The organism is Mycobacterium arosiense ATCC BAA-1401 = DSM 45069, from assembly GCF_002086125.1.
Lineage (GTDB): Bacteria > Actinomycetota > Actinomycetes > Mycobacteriales > Mycobacteriaceae > Mycobacterium > Mycobacterium arosiense.
The window spans coordinates 1-23576 of sequence record NZ_MVHG01000053.1; the positions used below are offsets into that span (position 1 = coordinate 1).

General features: G+C 61.8%; 21 protein-coding genes and 2 pseudogenes. 14 read left to right on the forward strand and 9 right to left on the reverse strand.

Going from position 1 to position 23576, the window contains the following annotated elements:
* Nucleotides 1-903, forward strand: a 903-nt coding sequence (locus BST14_RS18490; RefSeq protein ID WP_142279465.1) for a thioesterase domain-containing protein, incomplete at its 5' end; no start/stop codon positions are given.
* Nucleotides 904-1555: 652 nt separating this feature from the next.
* Here the strand turns inward: BST14_RS18490 and BST14_RS18495 are convergent.
* From BST14_RS18495 to BST14_RS18505, 3 genes and pseudogenes are all read right to left on the reverse strand, one after another.
* Nucleotides 1556-1873, reverse strand: coding sequence for a hypothetical protein (locus BST14_RS18495; protein ID WP_245845505.1), 318 nt, complete (start codon nt 1871-1873; stop codon nt 1556-1558).
* A 478-nt stretch (nt 1874-2351) separates the two neighbouring features.
* Nucleotides 2352-2969 (reverse strand): annotated as a pseudogene (locus tag BST14_RS18500) (integrase core domain-containing protein); the annotation flags it as partial.
* Nucleotides 2970-3143: 174 nt separating this feature from the next.
* Nucleotides 3144-4160: an Lrp/AsnC family transcriptional regulator gene (locus tag BST14_RS18505; RefSeq protein ID WP_083065837.1), complete on the reverse strand. Its 1017-nt coding sequence runs from the start codon at nt 4158-4160 to the stop codon at nt 3144-3146.
* Nucleotides 4161-4678: 518 nt separating this feature from the next.
* Here BST14_RS18505 and BST14_RS18510 point away from each other — a divergent pair.
* The 5 genes from BST14_RS18510 to BST14_RS18530 are packed head-to-tail and all read left to right on the forward strand — an operon-like array spanning nt 4679 to nt 10809.
* A complete protein-coding gene (locus BST14_RS18510) occupies nt 4679-6178 on the forward strand; it encodes a flavin-containing monooxygenase (RefSeq protein WP_158085894.1) in 1500 nt (499 codons plus the stop codon).
* Nucleotides 6178-7986: an AMP-dependent synthetase/ligase gene (locus BST14_RS18515; RefSeq protein WP_083065839.1), complete on the forward strand. Its 1809-nt coding sequence runs from the start codon at nt 6178-6180 to the stop codon at nt 7984-7986. The genes BST14_RS18510 and BST14_RS18515 overlap by 1 nt, the downstream gene beginning before the upstream one ends.
* Complete coding sequence (locus tag BST14_RS18520; RefSeq protein WP_083065840.1) at nt 7983-9506, forward strand: aldehyde dehydrogenase family protein; 1524 nt, start codon at nt 7983-7985, stop codon at nt 9504-9506. The genes BST14_RS18515 and BST14_RS18520 overlap by 4 nt, the downstream gene beginning before the upstream one ends.
* A complete protein-coding gene (locus BST14_RS18525; RefSeq protein WP_083065841.1) occupies nt 9503-9994 on the forward strand; it encodes an SRPBCC family protein in 492 nt (163 codons plus the stop codon). Before BST14_RS18520 ends, BST14_RS18525 begins: the two co-directional genes overlap by 4 nt.
* Nucleotides 9991-10809: an SDR family NAD(P)-dependent oxidoreductase gene (locus tag BST14_RS18530; RefSeq protein ID WP_245845507.1), complete on the forward strand. Its 819-nt coding sequence runs from the start codon at nt 9991-9993 to the stop codon at nt 10807-10809. The genes BST14_RS18525 and BST14_RS18530 overlap by 4 nt, the downstream gene beginning before the upstream one ends.
* A gap of 91 nt (nt 10810-10900) precedes the next feature.
* Here the strand turns inward: BST14_RS18530 and BST14_RS18535 are convergent, their stop codons facing one another.
* Nucleotides 10901-12040: an acyl-CoA dehydrogenase family protein gene (locus BST14_RS18535; RefSeq protein ID WP_083065842.1), complete on the reverse strand. Its 1140-nt coding sequence runs from the start codon at nt 12038-12040 to the stop codon at nt 10901-10903.
* Nucleotides 12041-12548: 508 nt separating this feature from the next.
* Between BST14_RS18535 and BST14_RS18540 the strand changes: the two genes are divergently transcribed.
* The 4 genes from BST14_RS18540 to BST14_RS18555 all read left to right on the forward strand — a co-directional run bounded on the left by BST14_RS18540 (nt 12549) and on the right by BST14_RS18555 (nt 15183).
* The gene (locus tag BST14_RS18540) at nt 12549-13412 is read left to right on the forward strand and encodes a hypothetical protein (protein ID WP_083065843.1); all 864 of its coding nucleotides are present in this window, start codon (nt 12549-12551) and stop codon (nt 13410-13412) included.
* Nucleotides 13413-13593: 181 nt separating this feature from the next.
* Nucleotides 13594-14289: a hypothetical protein gene (locus BST14_RS18545; RefSeq protein ID WP_083065844.1), complete on the forward strand. Its 696-nt coding sequence runs from the start codon at nt 13594-13596 to the stop codon at nt 14287-14289.
* The gene (locus BST14_RS18550) at nt 14286-14891 is read left to right on the forward strand and encodes a cytochrome c oxidase subunit 3 (protein WP_083065845.1); all 606 of its coding nucleotides are present in this window, start codon (nt 14286-14288) and stop codon (nt 14889-14891) included. The genes BST14_RS18545 and BST14_RS18550 overlap by 4 nt, the downstream gene beginning before the upstream one ends.
* A 1-nt stretch (nt 14892) precedes the next feature.
* Nucleotides 14893-15183, forward strand: coding sequence for a cytochrome C oxidase subunit IV family protein (locus BST14_RS18555; RefSeq protein WP_083065846.1), 291 nt, complete (start codon nt 14893-14895; stop codon nt 15181-15183).
* An 89-nt stretch (nt 15184-15272) separates the two neighbouring features.
* Here the strand turns inward: BST14_RS18555 and BST14_RS18560 are convergent, their stop codons facing one another.
* A complete protein-coding gene (locus tag BST14_RS18560; protein ID WP_142279466.1) occupies nt 15273-15683 on the reverse strand; it encodes a hypothetical protein in 411 nt (136 codons plus the stop codon).
* Nucleotides 15684-17074: 1391 nt separating this feature from the next.
* On the opposite strand from BST14_RS18560, the gene BST14_RS30105 reads away from it, so the two are divergent.
* Together BST14_RS30105 and BST14_RS18565 are read left to right on the forward strand one after the other, a co-directional pair.
* On the forward strand, nt 17075-17227 hold the full coding sequence (locus tag BST14_RS30105) for a hypothetical protein (RefSeq protein ID WP_158085895.1): 153 nt from the start codon (nt 17075-17077) through the stop codon (nt 17225-17227).
* Between the two features lie 33 nt (nt 17228-17260).
* Complete coding sequence (locus BST14_RS18565) at nt 17261-18898, forward strand: phytoene desaturase family protein (RefSeq protein WP_083065848.1); 1638 nt, start codon at nt 17261-17263, stop codon at nt 18896-18898.
* A gap of 319 nt (nt 18899-19217) precedes the next feature.
* Here the strand turns inward: BST14_RS18565 and BST14_RS18570 are convergent.
* From BST14_RS18570 to BST14_RS29615, 4 genes and pseudogenes are all read right to left on the reverse strand, one after another.
* A pseudogene (locus BST14_RS18570) lies at nt 19218-19634 on the reverse strand (transposase); the annotation flags it as partial.
* A 68-nt stretch (nt 19635-19702) separates the two neighbouring features.
* Nucleotides 19703-20671, reverse strand: a complete 969-nt coding sequence (locus BST14_RS18575) for an Lrp/AsnC family transcriptional regulator (RefSeq protein WP_158085896.1) — start codon at nt 20669-20671, stop codon at nt 19703-19705.
* A gap of 324 nt (nt 20672-20995) precedes the next feature.
* A complete protein-coding gene (locus BST14_RS18580) occupies nt 20996-21178 on the reverse strand; it encodes a hypothetical protein (RefSeq protein ID WP_083065850.1) in 183 nt (60 codons plus the stop codon).
* A gap of 389 nt (nt 21179-21567) precedes the next feature.
* Nucleotides 21568-21846: a hypothetical protein gene (locus BST14_RS29615; RefSeq protein ID WP_142279467.1), complete on the reverse strand. Its 279-nt coding sequence runs from the start codon at nt 21844-21846 to the stop codon at nt 21568-21570.
* Between BST14_RS29615 and BST14_RS18585 the strand changes: the two genes are divergently transcribed.
* Together BST14_RS18585 and BST14_RS18590 are read left to right on the forward strand one after the other, a co-directional pair.
* Nucleotides 21845-22696 (forward strand): MlaE family ABC transporter permease, encoded by an 852-nt coding sequence (locus tag BST14_RS18585; RefSeq protein WP_211280757.1) that lies wholly within the window; start codon nt 21845-21847, stop codon nt 22694-22696. The genes BST14_RS29615 and BST14_RS18585 overlap by 2 nt on opposite strands.
* Entirely contained in the window at nt 22696-23571 is an 876-nt protein-coding gene (locus tag BST14_RS18590) for an ABC transporter permease (protein WP_083065852.1), read from the forward strand. The genes BST14_RS18585 and BST14_RS18590 overlap by 1 nt, the downstream gene beginning before the upstream one ends.
* Nucleotides 23572-23576 lie beyond the last annotated feature (5 nt).

The following is a 23576-nucleotide window of genomic DNA, read 5'->3' on the forward strand; positions in this document are numbered from 1 at the left end:
ATGCGGGTGATCACCGCGATCAACACCAGCCTCGATATCCACCTTCCGGTGCGCGCCTTATTCGAGGCGCCCACCGTGAGAAGCTTGGGCCTACAGCTGGACAGATACGCAGGCGCGGAGGAAGTCGTCGCTGTTGAGACGCTCAAAGATGGTACGGGTGTTCCGCTGTGGTGCATCCATGACGGCCTTGGCCTTAGCTGGGCATATCGGGCCCTGGGCAATTATTTGGATTGCCCGATTATCGGGATCAACCAAGTTCCACACAATGGCGAAGCCGAACCCCCCTCGATCCGCAGCATGGCGGCAAGCTATGCCGACCGGCTCGAAGCCATTTATCCTGGCGGACCCTACAAGCTTCTCGGCTGGTCTTTCGGGGGTGTGGTGGCCCACGAGCTCGCCATTGAACTTCGCCGGCGCGGATACGCCGTCGAACGTCTAATACTGCTCGACCCTGCCTTGATCACGAACAGCACCATCACAGAAATTCGAACATTGAACGAGAATCAAATTGTGGAGTACATGCTGCGGACCAATCATATCGATGTTCATGTACAGTCCGGGCCTGAAAGTTACCGAGACACAAAGCAACTAACTTGTGAAAGAAATAGCATCGACTTAGATCCGCTCCCTAAATCGCTTTTAGGATTCATAGCCCAAAGAGTTAATGCCAACCATCTGTATCTCTTGGAACATATGCCTGACGTGTTCGATGGCGATATGGTGATATTCTCTGCTGCACGAGGTGGAAATGGGAACGGTTCACCTCATATAGAAAAGTGGGGCCCTTACGTTGATGGCAACATCACTGCCCACTCCGTCGACTGTGCACACCATGAGATGCTGACCACGAGATCCCTAAACACATATGGCGAAGAACTCAAACTTTTATTGCAGAGCGAGTGATCCTCGTGAGTTCGTCGGGGGTGTGTGGCGATCCAGTGAGAAGGTCGGCCTGATCGTTACGGTTGAAGCGCCAGTCGAATGGGCGAGCGGCGTTGTTAGAGTGAGCTTCGAAAGGCGATGTGCCTGCTGCCGGGATGTCAGCGGTCGGTGAGTTTCCCGAGTGAGTAACTTTCGCCGTAGGACTGAGAAAAAAATTTCAATTTAGGGCAAGACGGCAGGCGGAGGAGATGGATCAGGTCGCATTGCCGGAAGCCTGACGAGTCGTGCGCCCGTCGCCGGCCCAATCCTGGATGTAATGCGCCGTCATCCAGCGACCAAACCCCCCGCCGCGCTGAGCTTTCCGGGCTGGGGATCTCCGTGATGAGCGGCTAACGGTCGAAATCCAGTGCTAGCCGATTACGTGGGCGGGGTGCACGTCATACGCGGCCAGAAAGACAAGAAAGTGCCATGGATCTCGGTGCATGCGTACGACACGCGTCGACCGGCCCCCTGGACGGCTCAAATCTGCTCCACGCCCAAGGCAACGCAGTCAAGCGTTGGCCGACAACACAATCCGTGGCTGTACCGAACTTCACTCCTTGGTTCAAACTGGCTCCACCTCGTGGAACACTGGCTGCCCGACCTGAAAGTCAAGAAACTGCAGCGCACCACACTAGCTGTTGGCGAGTTGATCGCTGTCTACGAAGGTCAAGGTGCCGTCATCTAGCGCGATGCCCCACCGTCGCGGCACCATACCTATCTGGTTTGCCGTGTCCTGTGTGCCGTACAACGACATCTCGCCGAAATCCTCAACGATGACGCCTAAGGATTCGGCGTCTGTCCCAGGACGTACGCGCACCCGGGAGCCAACGCCTAACACCACCGGCTCATCGGGATCCTGCGCGTCGGAGTCATCGTCGTCGCTATTGGCCGCGGCGAAATCGCCGCCCTTTCTGCGGTGCTTACCTGCGGGTCTGTCGGTTCGCCTCACGCGATGCTTCCCTTCGGTCTCTCGGCACGGGGCGAATTGCGTTCAAAGAGCTGACAGTCCGCACCTGCAGTACGTCGAGATCTGCCAAACGAGATTGCCTCATGACGGATCCTGCAGCGGCGAACCGGTGACGTAACGATGCTGGCGCGCCCGCACGAAACGCTTCTTGTCGGATGATCAACTCACTGTCCATTCTGCCACCGTAAACTGTATTTGGTTGTGCAGGTACAAGATAGCTAGCCATACGAGACGCTAGCATCCGGTAAAGTATCGTACCCGTATGCGAGCAGCTGAAAGGACGACGGCAACGCGGATGCGTTGTTAACTGAGGATGGCCCTTCTGCCGCTACCGTCCCGTATGAAATATCCGGGTACGTGTCATCGGAAAAGATGATTCATCATGCACCCGATCTAATGGGCGGCCAGCCGGCAAGGACTGGTGAGGGGGGACCTGTTTGCTGGTCCAGTCGCGGTGCGGCTGGGGTTGGCAGGTCGTGGTCCACTGTAGGGAGGATCCGGTTAGCGTGAGTTCGCGTGGGCGGTGTGGGGTCGGTTGCTGTTGCAGTCGCGGCGCCAATCTTCGATGATCGCGCTCGCGCAGTGAGTCGAAGCGCCACGGGTTGAGGAGTTCGTCGCGTAGTCGGCCGTTGAACGACTCGACCCAGGCGTTCTGCCACAGCGAGCAGGGATCGATAAGTGAACCGGCAGTGTTGGATCGGCACCAATCACATACGGGGTGCGCCACGAACCCGGGGCCGTTGTCGAAGCGGACATAGTGGGGTGCCCCGTGTTGGAGGGCTGAGGTGATCCAAGACGTCGATGAGGCCGTCAGCGCGGATGGAGCGGTCGACGTCGATCGCGAGCGCTGCACGGGTGTACTTGTCGATCGCGTTCAACATCTTGAGGGCGCGACCATCGGCGGTGGTGTCGAACTGAAAGTCTATTGCCCAGAGCATGTTCGGGGCGTACCGGTGACGTTGCGCCAAACGGCTACACCAATACCGGTCAAATGTTTATTGCGGCGCTGCGGGACTCGCAAGGCCCTCCTTGCGCACCGGCGAACTGGTCGCCACTGCGTAATTTCCTGCCACCGAGGCGGGCATGGCCCGGGCTGTTCCCTGGGCCGCGCGCCGCACCGATGGCGAGTTGGCCGCCTGGATCACGCCGACAGGACTGGCATACATAAAAATCGTCTACGGATTTGTCCGACAACGGCGCGGTGACGGCGAACCGGGTCGCCACCGCAGGCGATCAGGCGGCGGCTGGATTGCTAGACGATCCAGGTCCACGCGTAGGTGTGCTTGAGAGTGTTGTAGCCGTCGAACATTTCGGCTCGCGCGACCCCGGGCAGCAGCGCGATCTCGCGGATGACGGCTCCTGCCAGCGCGCGATGGTCGGTGCCGAAGATCACGGCGATGAGGTCAAAATGGTCCAGCACGCGTGTCACTTGGCCGACATCATCGCGCTTGGCCAGTGCGGCCGCGACACCGTCTGCGGCGTGCGGTGCGGTCCGGATGCCCAGGAATGCGTGCGCACCCACGCCCGACGCCGCGATATCGGTGATCGCCTGTATGCGAAACACTCGGTCACCAAGCATGCGCTTGATGCGGCTGCGGACGGTCCCTTCCGACACCTTGAGTTCTGCGGCGATATTGCGGTTGCTGCGACGCGCGTTGCGCTGCAGCATGGCGATAATGGCTAGGTCGACGTCGTCGACGGTCTCGCTCGGCTGGGCCTGTGGAGTGGTGCCGGGGTCGACAAAGAGCGACCATTTCGAATCGTATTTGAGGACGTCGAGGGCAACAATGCCATGGGCGGATTCCACGCCATCGACCCCTTTCAGTACAGAGTCGAACAGTTCGGCGGTATGGCGAGGATCGCGGGCCAGCAGAGGAACGATGATGTCGAATCGTCCTGTGCACACCGTCACCGACACTGCCTCTGGAATTTCGGCGAGCTCTCGTGCGACTTCGTCGATGGGCCGGCCGGCAACATTGATCATGGCAAAAGCCAGATCGCGGTGGCCGAAGAGTCGAATGTCGGTAATCGCCACCACTTTCATAAGTCCGGTCTCTTCGAGCCGTCGCAGTCGTGCGGCGACTGTGACTTCGTTGACGTTGAGGCGGGTCGCCAGCGAGCGGTTGCTTTCGCGGCCGTCGCGTCGAAGACGTTCGATAAGTGCGCGATCAAGGTCGTCAAGTTCGGCCTTCTCAACGGGTTGCGCAACCGCGACGCGTTGAGGTCTCGGCCCGCTGCGTGTGCGGCGTGGGCTGGCTGGCTTCGGCATGCTGCGCTTACGGCCAGACCCAGCGGGGGCCGCCCCGTTGCGCTTGCGGCCTCCACTAGTCGATTGCGCCACGTTAATTCCTGTCCATGCCAGGTCCGGATTCCGAACTTCGTCGTAACTGTACGCACAGCACCCGTGAGCACGCGGATGCCGCACGCCGTGTCGTAGCACTGAGGCTGCCCGCCTTCATGACTGCGGGGCAATACCGACAGAACTCTACGCAAAATATTGACCGATTCCCAGTTTGGTGCATAATATCGGCGGTTAGTGCCTGAGATTCGACGCAGGCACCATGCCAAGCTTGTTGCCCAGAGGTGGTCGACGACGCCACCGCCGGACAGCTGTCGAGCACTCGCCCTTGTTGCGGACGGGGCCGCCACCAAGCCCCGGCGGCGCACCGCCAGACCGAGGTGGGGCACACATGCCGGTCCAAGTTCGAAGAAGTCACTTTGAGGTGGAAAGTTGGGATCCGAACGCTTATGACGCGTACACGCGATGGAGCACACCGCACTACTTCGGTGGTCATCGTGGGAGCGGGCTTCGGTGGGCTTGCCGCGGCGATCGAACTCAAGCGATCGGGTATCAGCGACTTGGTCATATTTGAGCGCGGGTCGTCTGTCGGGGGGGTGTGGCGCGACAACGCTTACCCCGGCGCCGCGTGCGATGTGCCCTCGCCGATCTACTCCTACTCGTATGCGCTCAAGCCCGACTGGTCGGCGGTGTTCGGCAAGCAACCCGAAATTCTCAACTACCTCACCGCGGTGTCCCGTGAGTTCGACATCGAATCACTGATTCGTTTCAACACCGAGGTCACCGCCGCAGAGTTTGATGACGCCACCGGTCAGTGGACCGTGACGACGGCCTCCGGTGATCTCGTGGTCGCTGACGCCCTCGTCTTGGCTACCGGGCAGCTGAGCCGGCCGAAAGTGCCCGATGTCCCGGGCTTGGACACGTTTACCGGGCGTTCCTTTCACTCCGCGCAGTGGCCGCAAGATTTCGATCTGACCGACAAGAAGGTCATCGTCGTCGGTAGCGGCGCGAGCGCCATCCAGGTGGTGCCGGCGATAGCGGACCGTGTTCGCGATCTGACCGTGGTGGCTCGATCGCCGAACTGGGTGATGTGGAAGAGCCGGCGCGTGCCCGGGCGGTTCCAGACCGCGCTCATGCGCCGTTTCGGGTGGTTGCGCATGTTGCATCACATCGCGCTGTTTCTGGCGTATGAGGTGCGCTACCCGCTGGTGACGCGCGCCGCTGAACCTGTGCGGCGGTTGTCCCAGTGGTATCTCATCACGCGGCTGAAGCGTTACGTGAAAGATCCTGACGAGGTGGCCGCCGCCATCCCCAACTATCGGCTGCTGTGTAATCGGTTGCTGCTGTCCAATGACTGGTATCCGACCATCGGTCGGCCCGATGTCCACCTCGTCGGCTCAGCTGTGGCGCGGGTCGACGAGACCGGTGTGCAGACCGCTGACGGCCGACGCATCGATGCCGACGTCATCATCTGGTGCACCGGCTTCAAAGCAAGTGAGTTCCTCGCGCCAATCTCGATTCTCGGACGCGGCGGGGTTAACTTGCACCAGCAGTGGGCCGAGTGCCCAACGGCGTATCTCGGCATGACGGTGCCCAATTTTCCCAACATGTTCGTACTGTTCGGCCCGAACACCAACAGCATCACCAACACCATTGTGTTTCTGCTGGAGCGCCAAGCCGCCTACGTCCGGCAGGCGTTGCAGCATAAAGAAAGTCGAGGGTTGGCCTGGCTTGAGGTCAGCGAGCCCACGTTTCACCGATTCCAGGATTGGCTTCAGCAGAAGTTGGACCGCACGGTCTTCACCGATAATTGTCCGGGCTGGTACACCAACGCCCAAGGCAAGGTAACAGCGATGTGGCCCGCTTCCCATCTGCGTTATGCCTGGGCGACACGAGCATTCAAGCCCCACGAGTACCGCAGCCACCCAGTCGGCGGCTCGCCGAACTCGGCCACAACGACACCGAGCCGGATCAAGGAGGTGCGTTGATGAGCGGGTGCTACGAAATGCCGACAGTTCAGAACGACACGACGCTGTGCGCCGTGTTCAACGAGACAGTGGGTCGATTTCCCAATCAGGTCGCGCTGCGCGACGTCGACGCGACATCTTGCTACACCTATCAGCAATACCGCGACGCCATCGCCGATGTGGCGAGTGCCCTTTACGGCTGTGGCGTGCGTCGAGGCGACACCGTTGCTCTGATGTTTGAGAATCGACCCGAGTTCCATATCGCCGACGCGGCCGCGATGCATCTGGGTGCGGCGACGTGTTCGATCTACAACACCTCCCCGGTGCGCGATATCGCATACGTGATCTCCACCTCCGGCGCTCAGATTGCGCTGTGCGAGAGCGTATTCGCCGCGAGTCTACGGTCCGCCGACGCCGACCTGCGGATCATCTGCACCGAGCCAGGTGTGCCGGACACGGAGAGCCTCGCGGCATTAGCGCGCCCCACCGACTTCGATTTCGATCAGTATTGGCGCACGGTGCAACCCGACGACGTGCTGACCCTGATCTATACCTCGGGCACCACGGGCGAACCCAAGCCGGTCGAGCTCACGCACGCGTCGATGCTGTCTGAAATCCTTCTCGTGGCTGACGAACTCGAATTCCGGCCCGGGGACACCGTTCCCTCGGCATTGCCGATGGCACATGCCGCGCAACGGTGGGGGAGCCACTACAACGCTCTGATGTTTGGCCTGGAAGTGGTGTGTATTGCCGATCTAGCCCAACTTGCCTCCAGCTTGGTGAAAATCCAGCCGCGGATCTGGGGATCAGTGCCCAGGGTCTTGGAGAAAATGGTGATGGCGGTGCGCAGCCGCATCGAGGCCGAACCCAATCAGCAGGTGCGTGAACGACTTGAGGACGCCATCGGAGCGGGTCAGCGTTACGCCGCCGCGCACGAGGCGCATCGTGCCGGATCCCAAGGCCCACCGGCGCCGGATCTGGTCGCCGAGCGAGCCCGGGTGGAGCCGATACTCGCCGAGATCCGCCAGAGTATGGGGCTGAGCAATCTGCGGTGGCTGATGGTTGGAGCCGCACCTACCGCACCGCACATCCACTCCTACCTCGCCGGGCTAGGACTCGAAATCGTCGAGGTATGGGGAATGTCGGAACTGGGGGCTGTCGCAACCATCAATCCTGTTGGCAGGCAACGATCGGGCACCGTGGGGGTTCCGTTGCGCGACGTGGACGTCACCTTGGCCGATGACGGCGAGATCTTGGTGCGCGGACCCATTCTCATGCGCGGCTACCGGGGCCAACCCGAGGCGACTGCTGAAGCGTTTACCAGCGACGGCCGCCTACGCACGGGCGACCTCGGGCACATCGACAGTGACGGCTACCTGTCGGTCACCGGCCGCAAGAAAGAGATCATTGTCAACGCGGCCGGCAAGAACATCTCACCGGCCAAAGTCGAGGCGCTCCTCAAAGCGGAAAGCCCACTTATCGGCTCAGCGGTCGCCATCGGAGACGCCCGTCCCTACTTGACGGCGCTGATCGCGTTGGATCCCGACGCGCTCATCCACCTCGCCCATACGCACGGTCTGAACGTCGATGACACCGGGGACTTGATGCGCTCGGACATCGCCGCGCGCGTGATCGCTGACGCCGTCGCCGCAGCCAACGAACACCTGGCCCGCGTCGAACAGATCAAGCGATACGTCGTCGTGCCGCGATTCTGGGTCCCCGGCGGTGAGGAGCTGACACCGACGCTCAAACTGAAGCGGCGGGTCATCAACGAGCTCTACCGGGACGAGATCGAGTCGATGTACACGATGGCCGAGGCCGGTCGATGACCACCCAGATCACCGACTCCGCTTCGGCGGCAGCTGTCATCGAGTCTGTCGACGTCGTCACAGGAGAACCGTTCGCCGCCTTTCCCGCCATGACCCACGATGAGGTGGCCACCCTGGTGAAGCACGCACGTGCCGCAGCTCAACAATGGCGCACGATGGGTTTCGAGCAGCGCAAAGCGCGACTGCTGGCGTGGGCCGCCGAAATCGTCTCGTGCAGTCACCAATTCACTTTCCTCATGCACCGCGAGAACGGCAAACCTGTCGATGACGCTTACCTCGAACTGGTCATCGCTGTCGAACACATCCGCTGGGCCGCCTACCACGCGAAACGTGTTCTGCGGCCGCGCCGCGTGCCCGCGGGTGTGCTGATGGCCAACTACCGCGCATCGATCGATTACGAACCGTTCGGTGTCATCGGCGTCATCAGCCCGTGGAACTACCCGATTTTCGCACCCGTCGCCCAGCTGGCTTCCGCGCTGGCCGCCGGAAATACGGCCGTCCTCAAACCCAGCGAACTCGCGACCGCCGCCGCCTCCGAATTGGTGGCAGCATTCGCGCGGGCAAATCCTGATCTGCCGCAAGGAATTCTGACGCTTGCCACGGGCGCCGGCGAAGCTGGGGCCGGGTTGATCACTGGCGGCGTCGACAAAGTCGCCTTCACCGGATCACCGACGACCGCACGCAAGATCTTGCGCGCCTGCGCCGACACGCTGACCCCGGCCGTGATGGAGTGCGGCGGCAAAGACGCCATGATCGTTGCCGCAGATGCCGATATCGATCAGGCGGCCGATGCCGCGGCGTGGGGCGCATTTAGCAATGCCGGCCAGACCTGTGTCGGTGTGGAGCGCATCTACGTTCACCAGGATGTCGCGCAGCGCTTCGTCGCGGCTCTGCAACGTCGCCTCAAAGATGTGTCCGGCGGCCATCGACCCGGCAGCACCTACGGCCCGATGACGATGGCCTCTCAGGTCGAGGTCGTCCGCGCGCACGTGCAGGACGCGCTGCAGGGCGGCGCCACCGCTCCACTAGGGGGTACCGAACGCATCCGGGGTCGTATCTGTGATCCCATTGTGCTACTGGACGCTGACGAATCGAGTCGCGCCGTGCAAGAAGAAACATTCGGCCCCACCGTGACCGTCACAACCGTCGCCGACCTTGCCGAGGCGATACGGTTGGCCAACGGCACGCGGTTCGGCCTAGGAGCCGCCGTATTCTCCCGCCGCGACGGCGAGCGCATCGCACAAACCCTCAGGTGCGGCATGGTCTCGATCAATTCAGTGCTGGCCTTCGTCAGCATCCCGGGGCTGCCGTTCGGCGGAGTGGGCGAAAGCGGGTTCGGCCGCATTCACGCCGCCGAAGGTTTACGTGAGTTCAGTCGCCCGAAATCGCTGGCGCAGAAGCGGTTCGACCTGCCCGGCGCCAACGCTATGCTGTTCACACGTCCCGCGATCACCATCGCGATGCTCAAGGCTGTGACCAACGCGCGGTTCACAAGACACAGAAACCGACGCCCGCGATGACCGAATATCGTGTCACCGCCGCAGCGCACAGCCGCGCCGACAGCGCAGCGATAATCAGCCTGCTCGACGACGTCGACGGCTGGTCGAATTGGGCTCGACCGCTGGTCTGGCAAACGCGATGGGAGCGGTGGGGACAACCTGCGCCCGCCGGGCCGGGCGCAGTGCGCCGAGTTGGCCTGTGGCCCGGGTTCATTCGTGAACAAATACTAAGCCGCGACAGCCATGGGCAGACATACACCGTCATCACTCCGGTGACATTCCGCTGCTATCACGGCGCTGTGCATATCACGCCGGCTAGCCCCGGCACCGACATTGACTGGCAGGTTCAGTTCGTTCCGCGCGCCGCGGCCGCGGGCCCGTTCCTGCATAAGGCCCTCCAGTATGTCATCGCCGGATTGTTGGCGAAGCTGGCTGCCCAAGCTGAATCTCTCTATGCCACAGGGGGAGTCGGAGACTGTTGTTACAAGAGCGAAGGGGTTCGACCGTGACCGAGACTGCACTGGCGGGTGCGTCGTCATACATCGGCGCGCCGCCGCTTGAGGGTCGCGTGGCGCTGGTCACCGGCGGATCGCGTGGGGTGGGGGCCCAGGTCGCTCGAGAACTCGCCTCGGCCGGCGCGAAGGTCGCGTTGACCTACTTCCGCTCGCCCGACGCGGCCAGGCAGGTGGTGCGCGAGATCGAGGCTGGCGGCGGGCAGGCGATATCGGTGCATGCCTCGGCTGCGGAATCCGGGTCGTGGGAGCGGGCGGCGACTTCGGTAGGCGAGGCGTACGGTGACGTCGACCTGCTGGTGAGCAACGCCGGGGTGGCCAGCCGTGGCCGCAGCATCTGCGAAACCGATCCTGCCGAATTTTCGGCTCTGCTCGATGTGCACGCGCTGGGGCCCCTGGCGTTGATCCGAGCCCTGTTGCCCGGTATGCGAGCCAAATCGCGGTCAGATGTCGTAATGGTCTCGAGTTCCATCGTTGACGCGTGCCCGCCGAATTCCGCTCCCTACACGATGGCCAAGGCGGCGATGGAGGCGGCGTGCAAGGTACTCGCACGCGAGGAACGCGCGCATAACCTGCGGGCCAACATCATTGCACCCGGGCTGATTGACACCGACATGGGCGCGAAGCTGGTGGCGGCCAGCACTGGCGGATCGAGCATGGCGGCAACTGAGCTAGACGCGCCTTTTGGGCGCGTGTGTAAGCCCAGCGACATCGCGCGCCTGGTTGTCTACCTCACCAGCGACGCCGGCGCCTACATCACGGGTCAGCGCATTGTTCTCGATGGCGGCGGGGCCACGCCCTCGATTATCTGAGCCTGCGCTTCACGCCCGTATCACCCGGGCGCCGCGCGATACGTGTCGAGCTGCAATATGGTTCGTCTGAACCGGTGTGGGCTGCGACTGGTCAGAGCGTTCGGGCAATCAGCTCTTTCATCACCTCGTTGGCGCCGGCGTAGATCTTGGCGATCCGGGCGTCGGCGTACATCTGCGCGATCGGGTACTCGGTGCTGTAGCCGTACCCGCCGAACAACTGCAGGCAGCGATCCACGACCTCGCACTGCCGGTCAGCCAGCCAGTATTTCGCCATCGCCGCCGTCGCAGCATCGACGGATCCGTCAAGAAGCGCGGTGATGCACGAATCGATGAAGGTCCGTGCCACGCGCGCGATGGTCGCGCACTCGGCGAGTTCAAATCTCGTATTCTGAAGATCGAAGAGAGATGCGCCAAAGATCCTGCGCTGTTTGGCGTATTCGGTCGCCAGCGTGACCGCGCGCTCCATGGCCGCAACGGCCGATACGCCCAGCAGCACACGTTCGATGGCCAACTGTGTTTTCAGCTGCTTGAATCCCTCGCCGGGGTGCCCGAGCATGGCGTCGGTGCCCACAACGAAATTGTCGAAGTACAACTCGGCCGTATCCTGACCTTTTTGGCCGATTTTGTTCAGCGACGCACCGCGGTCGAACCCTGGGGCCGGCGTAGTCGCGCTGCGCTCAGACACATCGGCGACGAACAGCGAGATGCCGGCGCCGCGCGCGTCTGGGTCGGTTTTGGCGGCGACAACGACGACGTCCGCATTGAGACCATTGGAGATAAAGCATTTCGTCCCACTGATTGCATATCCGCCATCGACTGGCACCGCCTTGGTGCTCATGGCTTGCAGGTCCGAGCCGGCCCCCGGCTCGGTCATCGCGATCGCGGAGATCCACTCGCCGCTGGCGAAGCGCGGCAGATAACGCTTCTTTTGGGCTTCGGATCCGTAGGTCAAGATGTAGTGCGGGACAATCACCGAGTGCACCCCGAGATGCAAAGTTGAATCGCCGGCCAGGGTCTGCTCAGTGAGCAGTGCGAAGTCGTGCGCGAAAGTGCCGCCGCCGCCACCGTATTGCTCGGGGATCGACATACACAGCAGCCCCATCTCACCGGCCTGCTGATAAAGCTTGCGATCGGGACGACCGTCGCGCACCGCTTGTTGTGACTGGGGCGCGACATGGCTGGTGAAGAATTCCCGGGCGAGATCGGCGACTGCGCGCGTCTCGTCGTCCATCCAGGGACTGCGGGTGACAGGAAGATGTGTCGTTTCCATGCGGGTACCTCCTCGATGTTGCGCCACACAGGGGCGCGGCGCCCTGCCGCGACTGACTATGAATCAGCGGCCTAGACACGAACCTTACTATGCGTAGTTGAAGAGCTATAAAGCTACGCAAACGCTCGCTCACAGCCTTGGTGAAGGGTCGCGCGTGGGATGGTTGGGGCCCCGCGACGTAGCCGGCGTCCGGCACGGGCTACTGGTCTAGGCGCGAGACGCGGTATTGAAATCAACTTTGCGTATCAGATAGAGTATTTTCCTACGCACAAACGAAACCAGATGCGTTGGATGCTGTCAGACTAGGCGCTCAGCGGGCCGCTGCGAGCGAGTCGCCGGTGCCGGCGCAAACTCGTGAAGCACGTTGCGTCGTATACCTGATGGAGGTCACATCATGATGGGGTCGCTGCTCAGCGAGGCGCCGCCGCTCTATCCGGTTCCACCTACAGATCTGTCGGCTCCTCACACGATGAGTCTTGCGTTCACCGTCATCTGCGTGACGTTTTGGGTCTTGTCGTTGGGATGGGTGACGCGCCTGGCCCTGCGCGGCGATCCGCTCGGCATCGTTTTCCTGCTCGGAGGGCTGTGCATGGGAATGTTGGAGCCCTACCTGGATTACCTAGGCCTGCTCTGGTTCGCCGACGACAACGTGGCGATCACGGTGAACCTATTCGCCCGCCACATCCCGCTTTACGTCGTCCTCGGCTACTCATTCTTCTTCGGGTTGCAGGCCTACATCATCTTCCGCGCCATCCAGCTCGGCAAAGGCACCAGATTCTTTGTCTATGCGTACGCCATTTCGTGGGTGTTCGACGCGGCGCTGCAGATCACCGGTGCGCAATTCGGTCTGTACCGCTACTACGGTCACCAACCCTTCCTGATTTTCGGGGCGCCGGCATGGTGGTACACGATCGACGGCTCACTCCAGCTGGCGTCGGGGCTGGTCTTTTTCCTGGTCCGACACCGCCTCCGCGGCTGGGGTCGGCTTCTGGTCATTCCGATGCTGCCCGCCATGTACGCAGGCCTCAACGGCGCCCTGGGCTGGCCCGTCTTTACGGCTTTGAACAGCAATTACAAGGCCGAAGTCAACGGCAACGGATCAACAGCAGCGGTGTATCTGGGCGGTGTTGCGACGATCGCGCTGACAGCCTTGGTTGTGTGGTTGGTGGTGGCCGAGATCAAGGGTGCCCAGCAGCGTGCCGGCATCCGGCTCGACCGCAACGTCGCAGTCGGCGAAGTGTTTCTCGCCAAGGTCGGCATCGGACTGCATCCCGACCAGCCGTCGTCAGACCGCGGCGCCTACCGGCCCGTCGCACCGCCTGTGGCGTACTAGGCCAGCGGTCGAACGTGCGGTCAATCCGGCAACAGCCGACGGACGCGCCGCTCCCGCAGGCGTCTGCTTTACGACCTCCGACCCGCCGAACCTCGAAAGGGTGCTGTCAATGTCTAGTCTCACCGGGCCAACGGGGTCAGCGCGCATCGGAGTCATAGCCGGCTGGGGCATTATGGCAACAATGGGCGCGGGATTCCTTCTCGCACAGATCATCCCGCCACCGGGACCCTATGACGCGCACACCACCGCGCGGTACTTTCATGACTATCTCGACCTGAAGCGGCTGGGCATCATCTGCGTCATCGTTGCAGGAACGATGATGATCCCCTTCGGTGCTGCGGTCGCTGATCGGCTGCGTCGCGTTGAGGGTGTGGGCACGACGGCCGCCAACACAGAGCTCGGGGCTGCGATCGCGAGCGCCACATTGTTAATGGTATTCGGCCCCATGGTGCTGGTCGGGCTCCAGCGACCCGACATGCCAGAATCGACGTATCAGCTGATCAACCACGCGACATGGATGGCGTGGGGTGGGCTGTGGGAGCCAGGCGCGCTGCAAGCCGTCGCGACAGCCACCGCCATCTTCTGCGACAAATCCCCGTCGCCGGTCTTCCCGCGGTGGTTCGGCTGGTACAGCCTGTTCATGGCGTTCGGCTCGTTGATGGGTTCGTTAATACCCTTCTTCACCGGCGGACCATTCGCCTGGAATGGTGCCGTGGGGTTCTTCGTCGCGGCGATGGTGTACTTCGCCTGGTTCGCAATCATGCTGACGCAACTTCACCTGGTCTGCCGACGCGGCAGCGTACAGGGACCGGACCTTAATCCAGTTGTCGCGAGCGACGCGCCTGCAAAACCCGCCACGGCAGAGGCGATGTCGTGACGAGCATTACGCTGCGCCACAAAGCCGCCAGCGAGGCGCACACCCGGTCACCCCAGACGCCCGGCGAGTCTGGCGTGTGGGTGTTCATCCTCGGCGAAATGACCGTATTCAGCGCACTTTTCGTCGTGATTGTGTGTTACCGCGCTGCGCACGCGCAGATGTTCGCTGCGTCGCAGCACGCCCTGAACAGGCAACTCGGCCTCGTCAACACGATCGTCCTGATCATCGGCTCGGTTCTAGTGGTCTCGGCCGTGCACGCCGTTCAGCAGACCCGATTTCATTCGGCAGCGGGCTATCTCGCTGCCGCGATGACGTGTGGCAGCGTATTCGCGATCATCAAGGCCATTGAATACGTGCATTTGCTTCATCGCGGCGCATGGATTCACACCAACGAATACTGGATGCTGTTCTTCGCCATCACTGGCGCGCACCTCCTGCATGTCGCGGTCGGCTGCACCGTTCTAGCACTCGCGCGCCACAGGATACGAGCTGGGTTGCGCGGGCCGCGGGACGTCGAGCTGTGCATCTCGGCCACCTGCTACTGGCACATGGTCGATCTGGTGTGGCTGGTCCTTTTTCCGCTGTTCTATCTGGTGAATTGAGATGATGTCCAACAGTTTCGATATGACCGAGTCGGGCTCTCGGTTCGCCATGGCAGTCGGCGGATTGCTAGTCTCGCTGACTGCCGGCTCGTACTTGCTCGGTATCGATCATCCGTTCGGCTCCTCCCGCGCCGCAGTCTCGGGTGTGCTGCTCATAGCCTTCAGCAAGGTGTGGATGGTGACGCGTTACTTCATGGACATCCGGCACGCGCCTCGCGGACTGGCGACAATTGTCAACTTATGGATACTGGTTACCGGCGGACTGGTCATCGGGCTATCCATAGGACTGTGACGCCCCGCCTCATCTACTCGTGGTGAAATACTCTGTGATGCAGCAGATCTGCGCGGCCGGCGACACCGACAATCGCGATAGTACCGGCGCTAATCCGAGGCGCACGAACTCGAGATGACTGGTGGCAGTTCGGGAATGTCGGACGACATATCCGACGCCATTTCGGCCAGGCGCGCACGCGCGTTCGCCTCGGCGCTACGCCGGTCAGGTCCCTCGGCATCCATCCACTTTGTGCCGAAACCGATCGCGACCCCGATGCACTGCGTGCTCGTGGCGGCCAGCGCGCAGGTCGCAAGCCTCTCATGACATTTCAGCAGCGCACCCTGGCTAGCTTCTTGGGCCGACGCGCCCACACTAGATGTCGCCTGCGGCAATCCGGCAGCACCGTAACCGATGACCACGCCGACGTAGCGTGGCTGAGCAGACGCCAGCCCCGGCACCGCAACAATCAAGGCACCCAGCCCCGCTAGCACCGCGACGATCCCACGTCGTCGTGTCATATCGCCTCCCGCTGTCGACCGTCGCTGTAATCCAGAAGGCGCTAATTCGATCCCGGTAGCTGGCCCGCACCTACCGGGCCGACAGCGCTCGGCGGTGGTATCGGACCCGGGCCCGGTGCGCTGGGCTGCGCTTCGGCGGCGCGGTCCCGATCGGCCTTCATGTCCAGATCTGCCAGCGCGCGATCTAATTCAGGATCATCGGGTGCAGGCGGAAGGGCCTCGTTCGCCTGCATCTCGCTGGGATCGTGTCGTGGGGCGGGGGAGGATTCGGCGCGCGGTGCGTCATGCGCCAGATCGGCGTCGGGCGGGGCTGGGATCCCCAACGGCCCGGCCTGTGTGTGGACCGGTAGCGGGGAATGCACCACGGGTTGGGGGTGTCGCGGTGCATTCACCGCAGACCCCTGCGTCAACGAAATCTGAGGAACGCCGAAATACAGGACCAGGCAGGCACTTCCAGCGCTGGCAATGCAGGTCGCCAGCGTGGTCCAGCAGACCGCGATCCGCAGGGTACGGGAGATCCGTTTTGCTTGCGTCGCCGTTACGTGGACCCCTGCGCTACGACGCCTGCGCAGTGCGGCGTGCCAATCTGGCGCACCGATCCGATTCCGACCCACCCGATGCGGTTCACGCGCGTGACGCCCACGATCCCGTCGATCCGCTGACCGCGTCGGTAATGCACGCCGCGTAGTCGGCATCGCGTGCGCAGAATGTCGGGTGCCGTCTACATCGCGCCGTGTTTCGCGCACGAAAAGCATCCCCATGAATCGAGTCTTTCCTGCAACATCATCGGTGTCAACGACGCTGTACGCCGCCGACATCGCCCACCCTACCACGGAGTTTCGCGAACAATGCGCGCTGTTCGCCGTCATCAGCTACGCAAACTGCTAAAACCCGTCGACGTAGGGGCACGGTGGGAGGCCACCTACGGGTCACCCCACGCGCACGTTGGTGCTACCGCGCCAGGGTGGTCCTGCACGCTCCTCAGCACTGGGCCGCTGACCGGCACGATGTGACGGCGACGGCAGGTGGCCTGCTTGGGCAGCGACCGCTTCGCTGGGGCCTCCGCCAGATGTATGCACAGCCATAGAAGGTTTTGCCTACGCATAATTGACGTCGGTCCGGCTAAGATCGTAAAGTTAGCGCAGGTCGATGCGCGATGAGGAGCAGATCGGTGGTAGTCGTCAATGTAGACGTCGCGTCCCAGATGGGCGGGGGCCTCTGCGACTGGCAATGCGTGTCGGTGGCCACTGGTCACGTGACCTGGCTTACGGGTTGTCGTCGACCTCGAGATCGGCCAGCGAAGATAGTGGGAGCGGCAACTTATCGGCGCCTACCTCGACCAACTTCATCAATACGGTGGTGGGCGAACCGATTTCGCAGAGCTGGCAGCTATGTCGCCGCAGCTTCTCGGTGCCCTCGTGATGTGGACACCGACCTATCGTCCGCCGCCGTTGATGCCCGACATGCAGAGTGCCGAGGTGACCGAGGCGATGTTGCGGCGCATCGGGACCGCGATTGTCGATCTGGAATCGCAGTCGGCATGAGCATCGCGCGGCCCCAACAACCCTGGAGGAACAATGACTGAGCCGGGTCGACAGCACTACGACGTCGTCATCGTCGGCGGTGGCCACAACGGGTTGGTGTGCGGCTGTTACCTGGCTCGCGCGGGGTTGCGCGTGCTCATCGTCGAGCAAGCACCGTGGTTGGGAGGGATGGCAGCATCACGACCGTTCGTCGCCGAGGCGCCCGACCATATCTTGAGTCCCGGAGCTTGGGAAAACGTCTACTTCCGGGCCGCCGGTGTGGGCCGCGAACTGGAACTCCACCGATACGGTCACCGCGATCTGGATTCGGCAGGGTGGGCCTGGCTTGGCGATGACGGCGAGTCATTGGTCCTGCAGGCCAGCCTGTCGCAGACACTGGCCGATATCCGGCGGTTCTCCAGAAAAGACGCAGACACCTACGCCGAGCTGACCGACGCTGGCATCAAAATCCTCACCATTCAAGACAAGTACGGCCTATCCCATCCCAAACGGCCCAGCCTGGGGACCATCGGTGCAGCCATGCGCGCCGTTGCCGGCAGCCGGCGGGTGCGCAGCCTGCTGGGAGCCCTGCTCACGGCGACCGCGGCCGACGGCATCGAGGCACTGTTTGAATCCACCGCGCTGCGTGGCATCTTCGCCGGCACCGGCGCCATCCTGGCCCCGCTGACAGTCGACGGCAGCGCCATCGCGCTGATGGCGCCGTCGATGATCCACCACCAGGGAGCCGCGCGGCCGGTCGGCGGGATGGGCGGGCTGGTCACCGCGCTGCACAAGTGTTTCGACGCTCACGGCGGGCACGTGCGTCTGTCGAGCAAAGTAGCGGCGATCCGCATGCGCTCACGCGGCGGCGACATCGAACTCACTGATGGGACAGTGCTTCACGCGGGACGCGCGATCATCGCCGCATGCCCGGTCCAACGTCTGCCCGACCTGGTGGGCGACGACCTACCCGCCGAGCTTGCCGAACGGCTCCGTCACGCTCCCGCCAACTCCACCGGGCTAGGGACCTTAACGATCAATGCCGCCTTATCCGGGTGCCTCGACCTGCCTCATCACCAACCCCACCGCAGCGACGTCGACCTCCGCAAACCGGCCGTATACATGGGGACGCTAGAGGAAGTCGTCGCTGCCGGCGAACAATCCGGCCGTGGCGAAATCCCCGACCGTACCACGCTGTGCCTGGGCATCCTGTCGGCAATCGACCAGAGTCAGGCTCCCCCCGGCCAAGACGTGGTGCAGCTCTACAGCCCAGCACCGGTGAAGCCCGTCGGCGGGTGGGATAAATGGCGCGGCGAGGCCGAGCAGCGACTTCTCGACAAAGTCAGTGAGGCAGCACCGGCCTTCACCAGTCTGCAGATCGGCAGCCTGATCGAGACCTCTGAAGACCTCGCCGAACGCACCGGCGCCCAAAACGGGTGCATTTACCACATCGACAACGTGCCCACACGAATCGGACCGCTCAGGCCCGCAGCCGGCGCGAGCGGCTACCGCACCGCAGTCGCAGGACTCTATTTGGGATCGGCCAGCTGCCATCCCGGCGGAGGGGTTTCCGGACTTCCGGGAAAGCACTGCGCAGCAGACGTTTTGAATGATCTCCGGCAAGGCACCCATCGGCGCCGAGGCCTCCGCAAGCCAGCCAACGCATGGCAACATGAACCTCGGGTGACGTGATGCTGCCATTCACCAACATTCGCGGCGTGGATGTGCGTACCGCCCATCATCTACAACAACGCCGGCATCGCGTTCATCGGGATGGTGGCGACAACGCATTTCGACGAATTCGAACCATCAATGCGCCGCTACTGGGAGTGGTCAATGGACCAAAGCGTCTCTGGCACATGTGATTCCTCCGGTGATGTCCACGCCACCACCATTTCCAGCGATTTTGGTGACTCGCCACTCCCGGCCAAGCCGGGTACTCGTCAGCCAATTTCGCGGTCCCCGGCTTCACAGAGGCGCTACGACAGGAATTGCTCGTCGGACGTCAACCGGCCATCACGGATATTTGTGACTTGCAGGCTGGTGCTACCCAGACTTTCGACAAGCTTGACCGTCCTTCGCGTCGACACTCCAAGCAGACAGCAGGTCGCCACCACCGTGGTCAACGCCCGCTAGGCCTTGTGGCGTTCCAGCAGCCAGTCTGGAAAGTACCAGCCGTGCCTCAACTTCGGGTTAGCCAGGTTCAATGTGCCTGCACGGCTGTTGAATTCGCGGTGCCGATACCCGTTACGAGAGTTGGTTCGCTCACTGCTGCGCGGCTGCAACCCGCCCTACATGAGGCATCGGCTGCCGCGCTTATCAGGATATGGATGAGCGTCGCCAATAAGTCGCGCAATACGTCGGGGTGAAACTTGTTGAGCCGTTCGGCCGGCGAAGTGGGCAGGTCGATATCGTGGGCAGTGGTCATCGAGAGGCGGCGAACGGCCGATATGTGCTCCGCCACGAGCGTGATCGCAGCGATTCGCCGAACACTCCCTAGCGTGTCGCGGATTTCTCGTTGTAGTCGTTCAGCCGCTTCATGTACGGACTGAACCGCACGACGTCGACGAACAACAGCGTGTCGGTCGCTGACACACCGTCCACCGATTGCACGGTAGAGCCAACGAAGTCCATCAGCTCACGCGGGTCGGCAGCGATCACTGTCAGTTGGAGATCACAATTGCCCAGACATCTGGCAGCAAACACGATATTAGGTAGCGTCACAAGCTCTTTGACAATGGTTTCAAGTCGACTTCGGTCTGCGCTCACTGAGACGGAGGCGATGACTCCAGCCATACCTAGCGCCACAGGTTCGACCATCGCCTCTACGCGCATCAAACCGGTCTGAGTCATGCGAGTGATGCGTGCTCGCACGGTGCCTTCCGAAACGTTAAACGCACGAGCGATATTACGACTGGACTGTCGTCCGTCCTCAACAAGCGCCTGCAAGATCTCGACGTCAAGGTCATCGAGATCTATCTTCGGAGAAGGCAACCGTATTGGTGGAACGTCGAGCGCGAGAAACAGCTGTCGCCCATTGCGGTTGACTCTAGTATCAGTCGCAAGGTCGATGTCAAGCTTGGCGATTCCTTCAATGGCTGACAATCGGTTGGTTATCAGATCGAGTTCGGCACGGTCGGTCGCCAAGAAGTAAGCGATAATGTCGTGCGAGCCTAAGACCACTGTTGCGGCGTCGCATTGTGGCATCTGAACGATGTCGTTGCACACCAGCCGCGGAGTCCTTACGCGAGTTTTGATCCGACAGATGACGAACCATTCGAATCCGGCGATTTCCCAGTCGAACACCGCGCTAAAAACGAGGATGCCACCCTTGATTAGCTTGCGAAGACGCACGCTTACTGCGGACTCACTGATGCCGATGCGTTGCGCCAGCTCACGGTTGGTCATCTTGCCGTCATCGAGTAAGTACGTCAGCACCGCCAGATCGGTTTCATCCAGATTCACACCGCCAGATAGTGGCGATGTGCCAAAAATGGTCGAACCAGTCGTCGCACCTTGGACTGCCGGTGGGCGAAGGGCTGCGCGATCGATCCCTCCCTGGTCAGCCACGGTTGTTTTCGGCGATGCTCAGTGCTGGGTTCCGCCATCCAGAAACTCGGGCTTGATGAACGGTGATCTGTTGAAGCATGCCTTCCTCTCTAGAAGGTACAAACGACACTCTTAACTTTAGAGCGCCTTACCGTGCAGTTTGCATGCTAGGGCTATCGTGTTGCGACGAAGATTGCTTTTGCCCAGGGCCCAAACCTGGCAGCGGCGACCAGGGCCCCGTTACGTTCCGAGCACGCCAAACGGGCAAGCGTTGTCGAAGAGGGCGATGACGGTGAGCGTCCTTAACCCATGCATCGGCGAACAGTTGGCTCTCGCATCGTGGTGGCGATATGCGCTTTGAGCCGTCGCGATCGGATCCGCCAGGCGCAAAATCTCAAGATGGATGACCATGAGGACGAGCACCTGCGCACTCCACCAATGATCTGATCATTCGCCATCGCGCCAGCCAGGATGGCCGCATCCATTAAGTGCTTGGGCAGTGCAGGGCACTGCACGCACTGCGCATACGCGGCGCAGCTCGCCCGCGAGGGGGCAGCAGCCGAGTGAACCCGCATCTGGGCTGGACTCCTGAACGCAAACTACGGGACAAAACGCGAAATGCCAGACTTCGCACAGAGTCAAGCCCTAAAAATTACGCAAACCACTTTCGCGGGTTCCATCTTTGTGGCATAGTCTCGGGTCGAACGAAAAAGTGACGCAGATGACATGGGCTGACGGGTCACCCGGTCGTTTCGGGGTTGACGTGGGGGGAGGAGTGCACAGCGTATGCCTAAATCGCTACTCCAAGCTCTTCAAGCCTCGCTCGACGCGTCGGCCGCGCGAATGAAGCCGGCACCAAACTCCCTGAGCCAGGCAGACATCCGCGCCGGGTATAGGCCTTTGACGATGGTCATCTTGCGAGAACTGTGCGGACCGAACGAAATACCGCTGCGTTCACCGGTTACGCCAAAGTCAATCGATGAGCCTTCGGCGCGGCGGAAGGCCGACTGAGATGAACGACGAGAAACCGCATCGCGATCGCGTAAAACACGGAGTATCACAGGGAATGGAGACGCGACGGTGACTGACATGGCAAGAGCATTGCCGGGGGCGACTGGCAGCGTACTGACGCGACCGCGTAGGTCGCTGATGTCGCTGGGTGCGCGTCCCGTGGAGTCTGTGGGCACTGCCGGCCGTGCTACCCAGTTGTTCGCCGCAGTAATTCGCTATGCGGTAACCGACGCGCTGTCAGGACGATTGCGGGCCGGAGAGCTCATCGACCAGGCGTGGACGCTATATAAAGTGACGGCACTACCAGCAATTTTGATGGCGGTCCCGTTCGGGGCGATGGTCGCCGTCCAGATTTCGGGCCTCATCAACCAAGTCGGCGCGAACTCACTGGTAGGCGCTGCCAGCGGCGTCGGCATTGTCCGGCAAGGGGCGCCGATCACCGCTGGCCTACTGATGGGTGGTGCAGCAGCATCGGCTATCGCCTCCGATCTCGGCGCCCGGGCTATTCGCGACGAGCTCGACGCCTTAAGGGTGATGGGGGTCGATCCCGTCCGCCACCTCATCGTCCCGCGGTTTTTGGCGCTGATTGTGCTGGCTCCGGTACTGTGCGCGATCATCATCGCGTCCTCTGTCATTGCGTCTTTCTTGCTGTCGCTCACCGTCAGCGACGTCGCGCCGGGCACATACTGGACGTCATTTGGCGCATTCGCGAAAATGGTCGACGTCTGGTTTGCAATCGCGAAAACGATCGTGTTCGGCGCGATCGTGGGAATCGCCTCAAGCCTAAAAGGAATGGAAGCCAAGGGCGGACCACGCGGAGTGGCCGACGCTGTGAGTGCATCCGTGGTACTCAACGTGGTGGGCATTCTTTTCGCCAACCTCGCGATCACCCAACTAGAGACCATGTTCTTTCCGATGAGGGTCGCCTGATGTCGAGCTACGCGCCGACGGTGCCTAACGCAGTACCCTCGGCGAATTTGCAGGCGCTACGAACAGTGGCAACTTTTTCTTCCGAACAACTCAGAACGCTGGGCCAATTGGTCACATTTGTCGGTTATACCGTTTACCACGTTCCGTTAACCTTACGTAAGTACCGCCGCGAGACTCTCGATCGCACAATCAATCTCGCATGGGGTCGCGGCTCCCTCATCGTCGATGGAGGCGTAATCAGCGTGCTGGTCGTGCTCGGAATCGCGATCGGCGGGATGGTTGCCATCGAAGCGTGGGCAACCCTAAACATCATGGGCTTTGGTGCCCTGTCAGGAATTGTCGGTGGATTGGCGAATGTCCGCGAGATGGGGCCCTTGGTCGCCGGCATCGCATTCGCGGCGCAGTGCGGATGCCGCATGACAGCGGAGATTGGTTCGATGCGGATTGCCGAAGAAATCGACGCTGTCGAAGCGATGGGACTGCGTTCGATTCCCTTCGTCGTGGGTACACGCTTAGTCGGTGGGCTACTTTGTGTTACCCCCGGTTATGCGCTCACCTTGCTGACTAGCTTTTTTGTGTCCAACTTCATGATTCAACGCGTGTATCACGCCCCAGGGGGAACGTACAGGCACTATTTCGTCGAGTTTCTGTCCGCCACGGATTTGGCGTACTCGACCGTTAAGGCCATGGTCTTTGCGGCTGCAGTCATCATCATTCACTGCTATTACGGGTACTTCGCCTCGGGTGGCCCGGTCGGCGTCGGTCAAGCGTCGGGCCGCGCGGTTAGGGCCAGCCTGGTGGCAGTGATGACGCTCGACTTCTTCCTGACCGTCTTTCTGTGGGGCCTCAAGCCCACATTCGTGTTCAAAGGCTAGGCAAT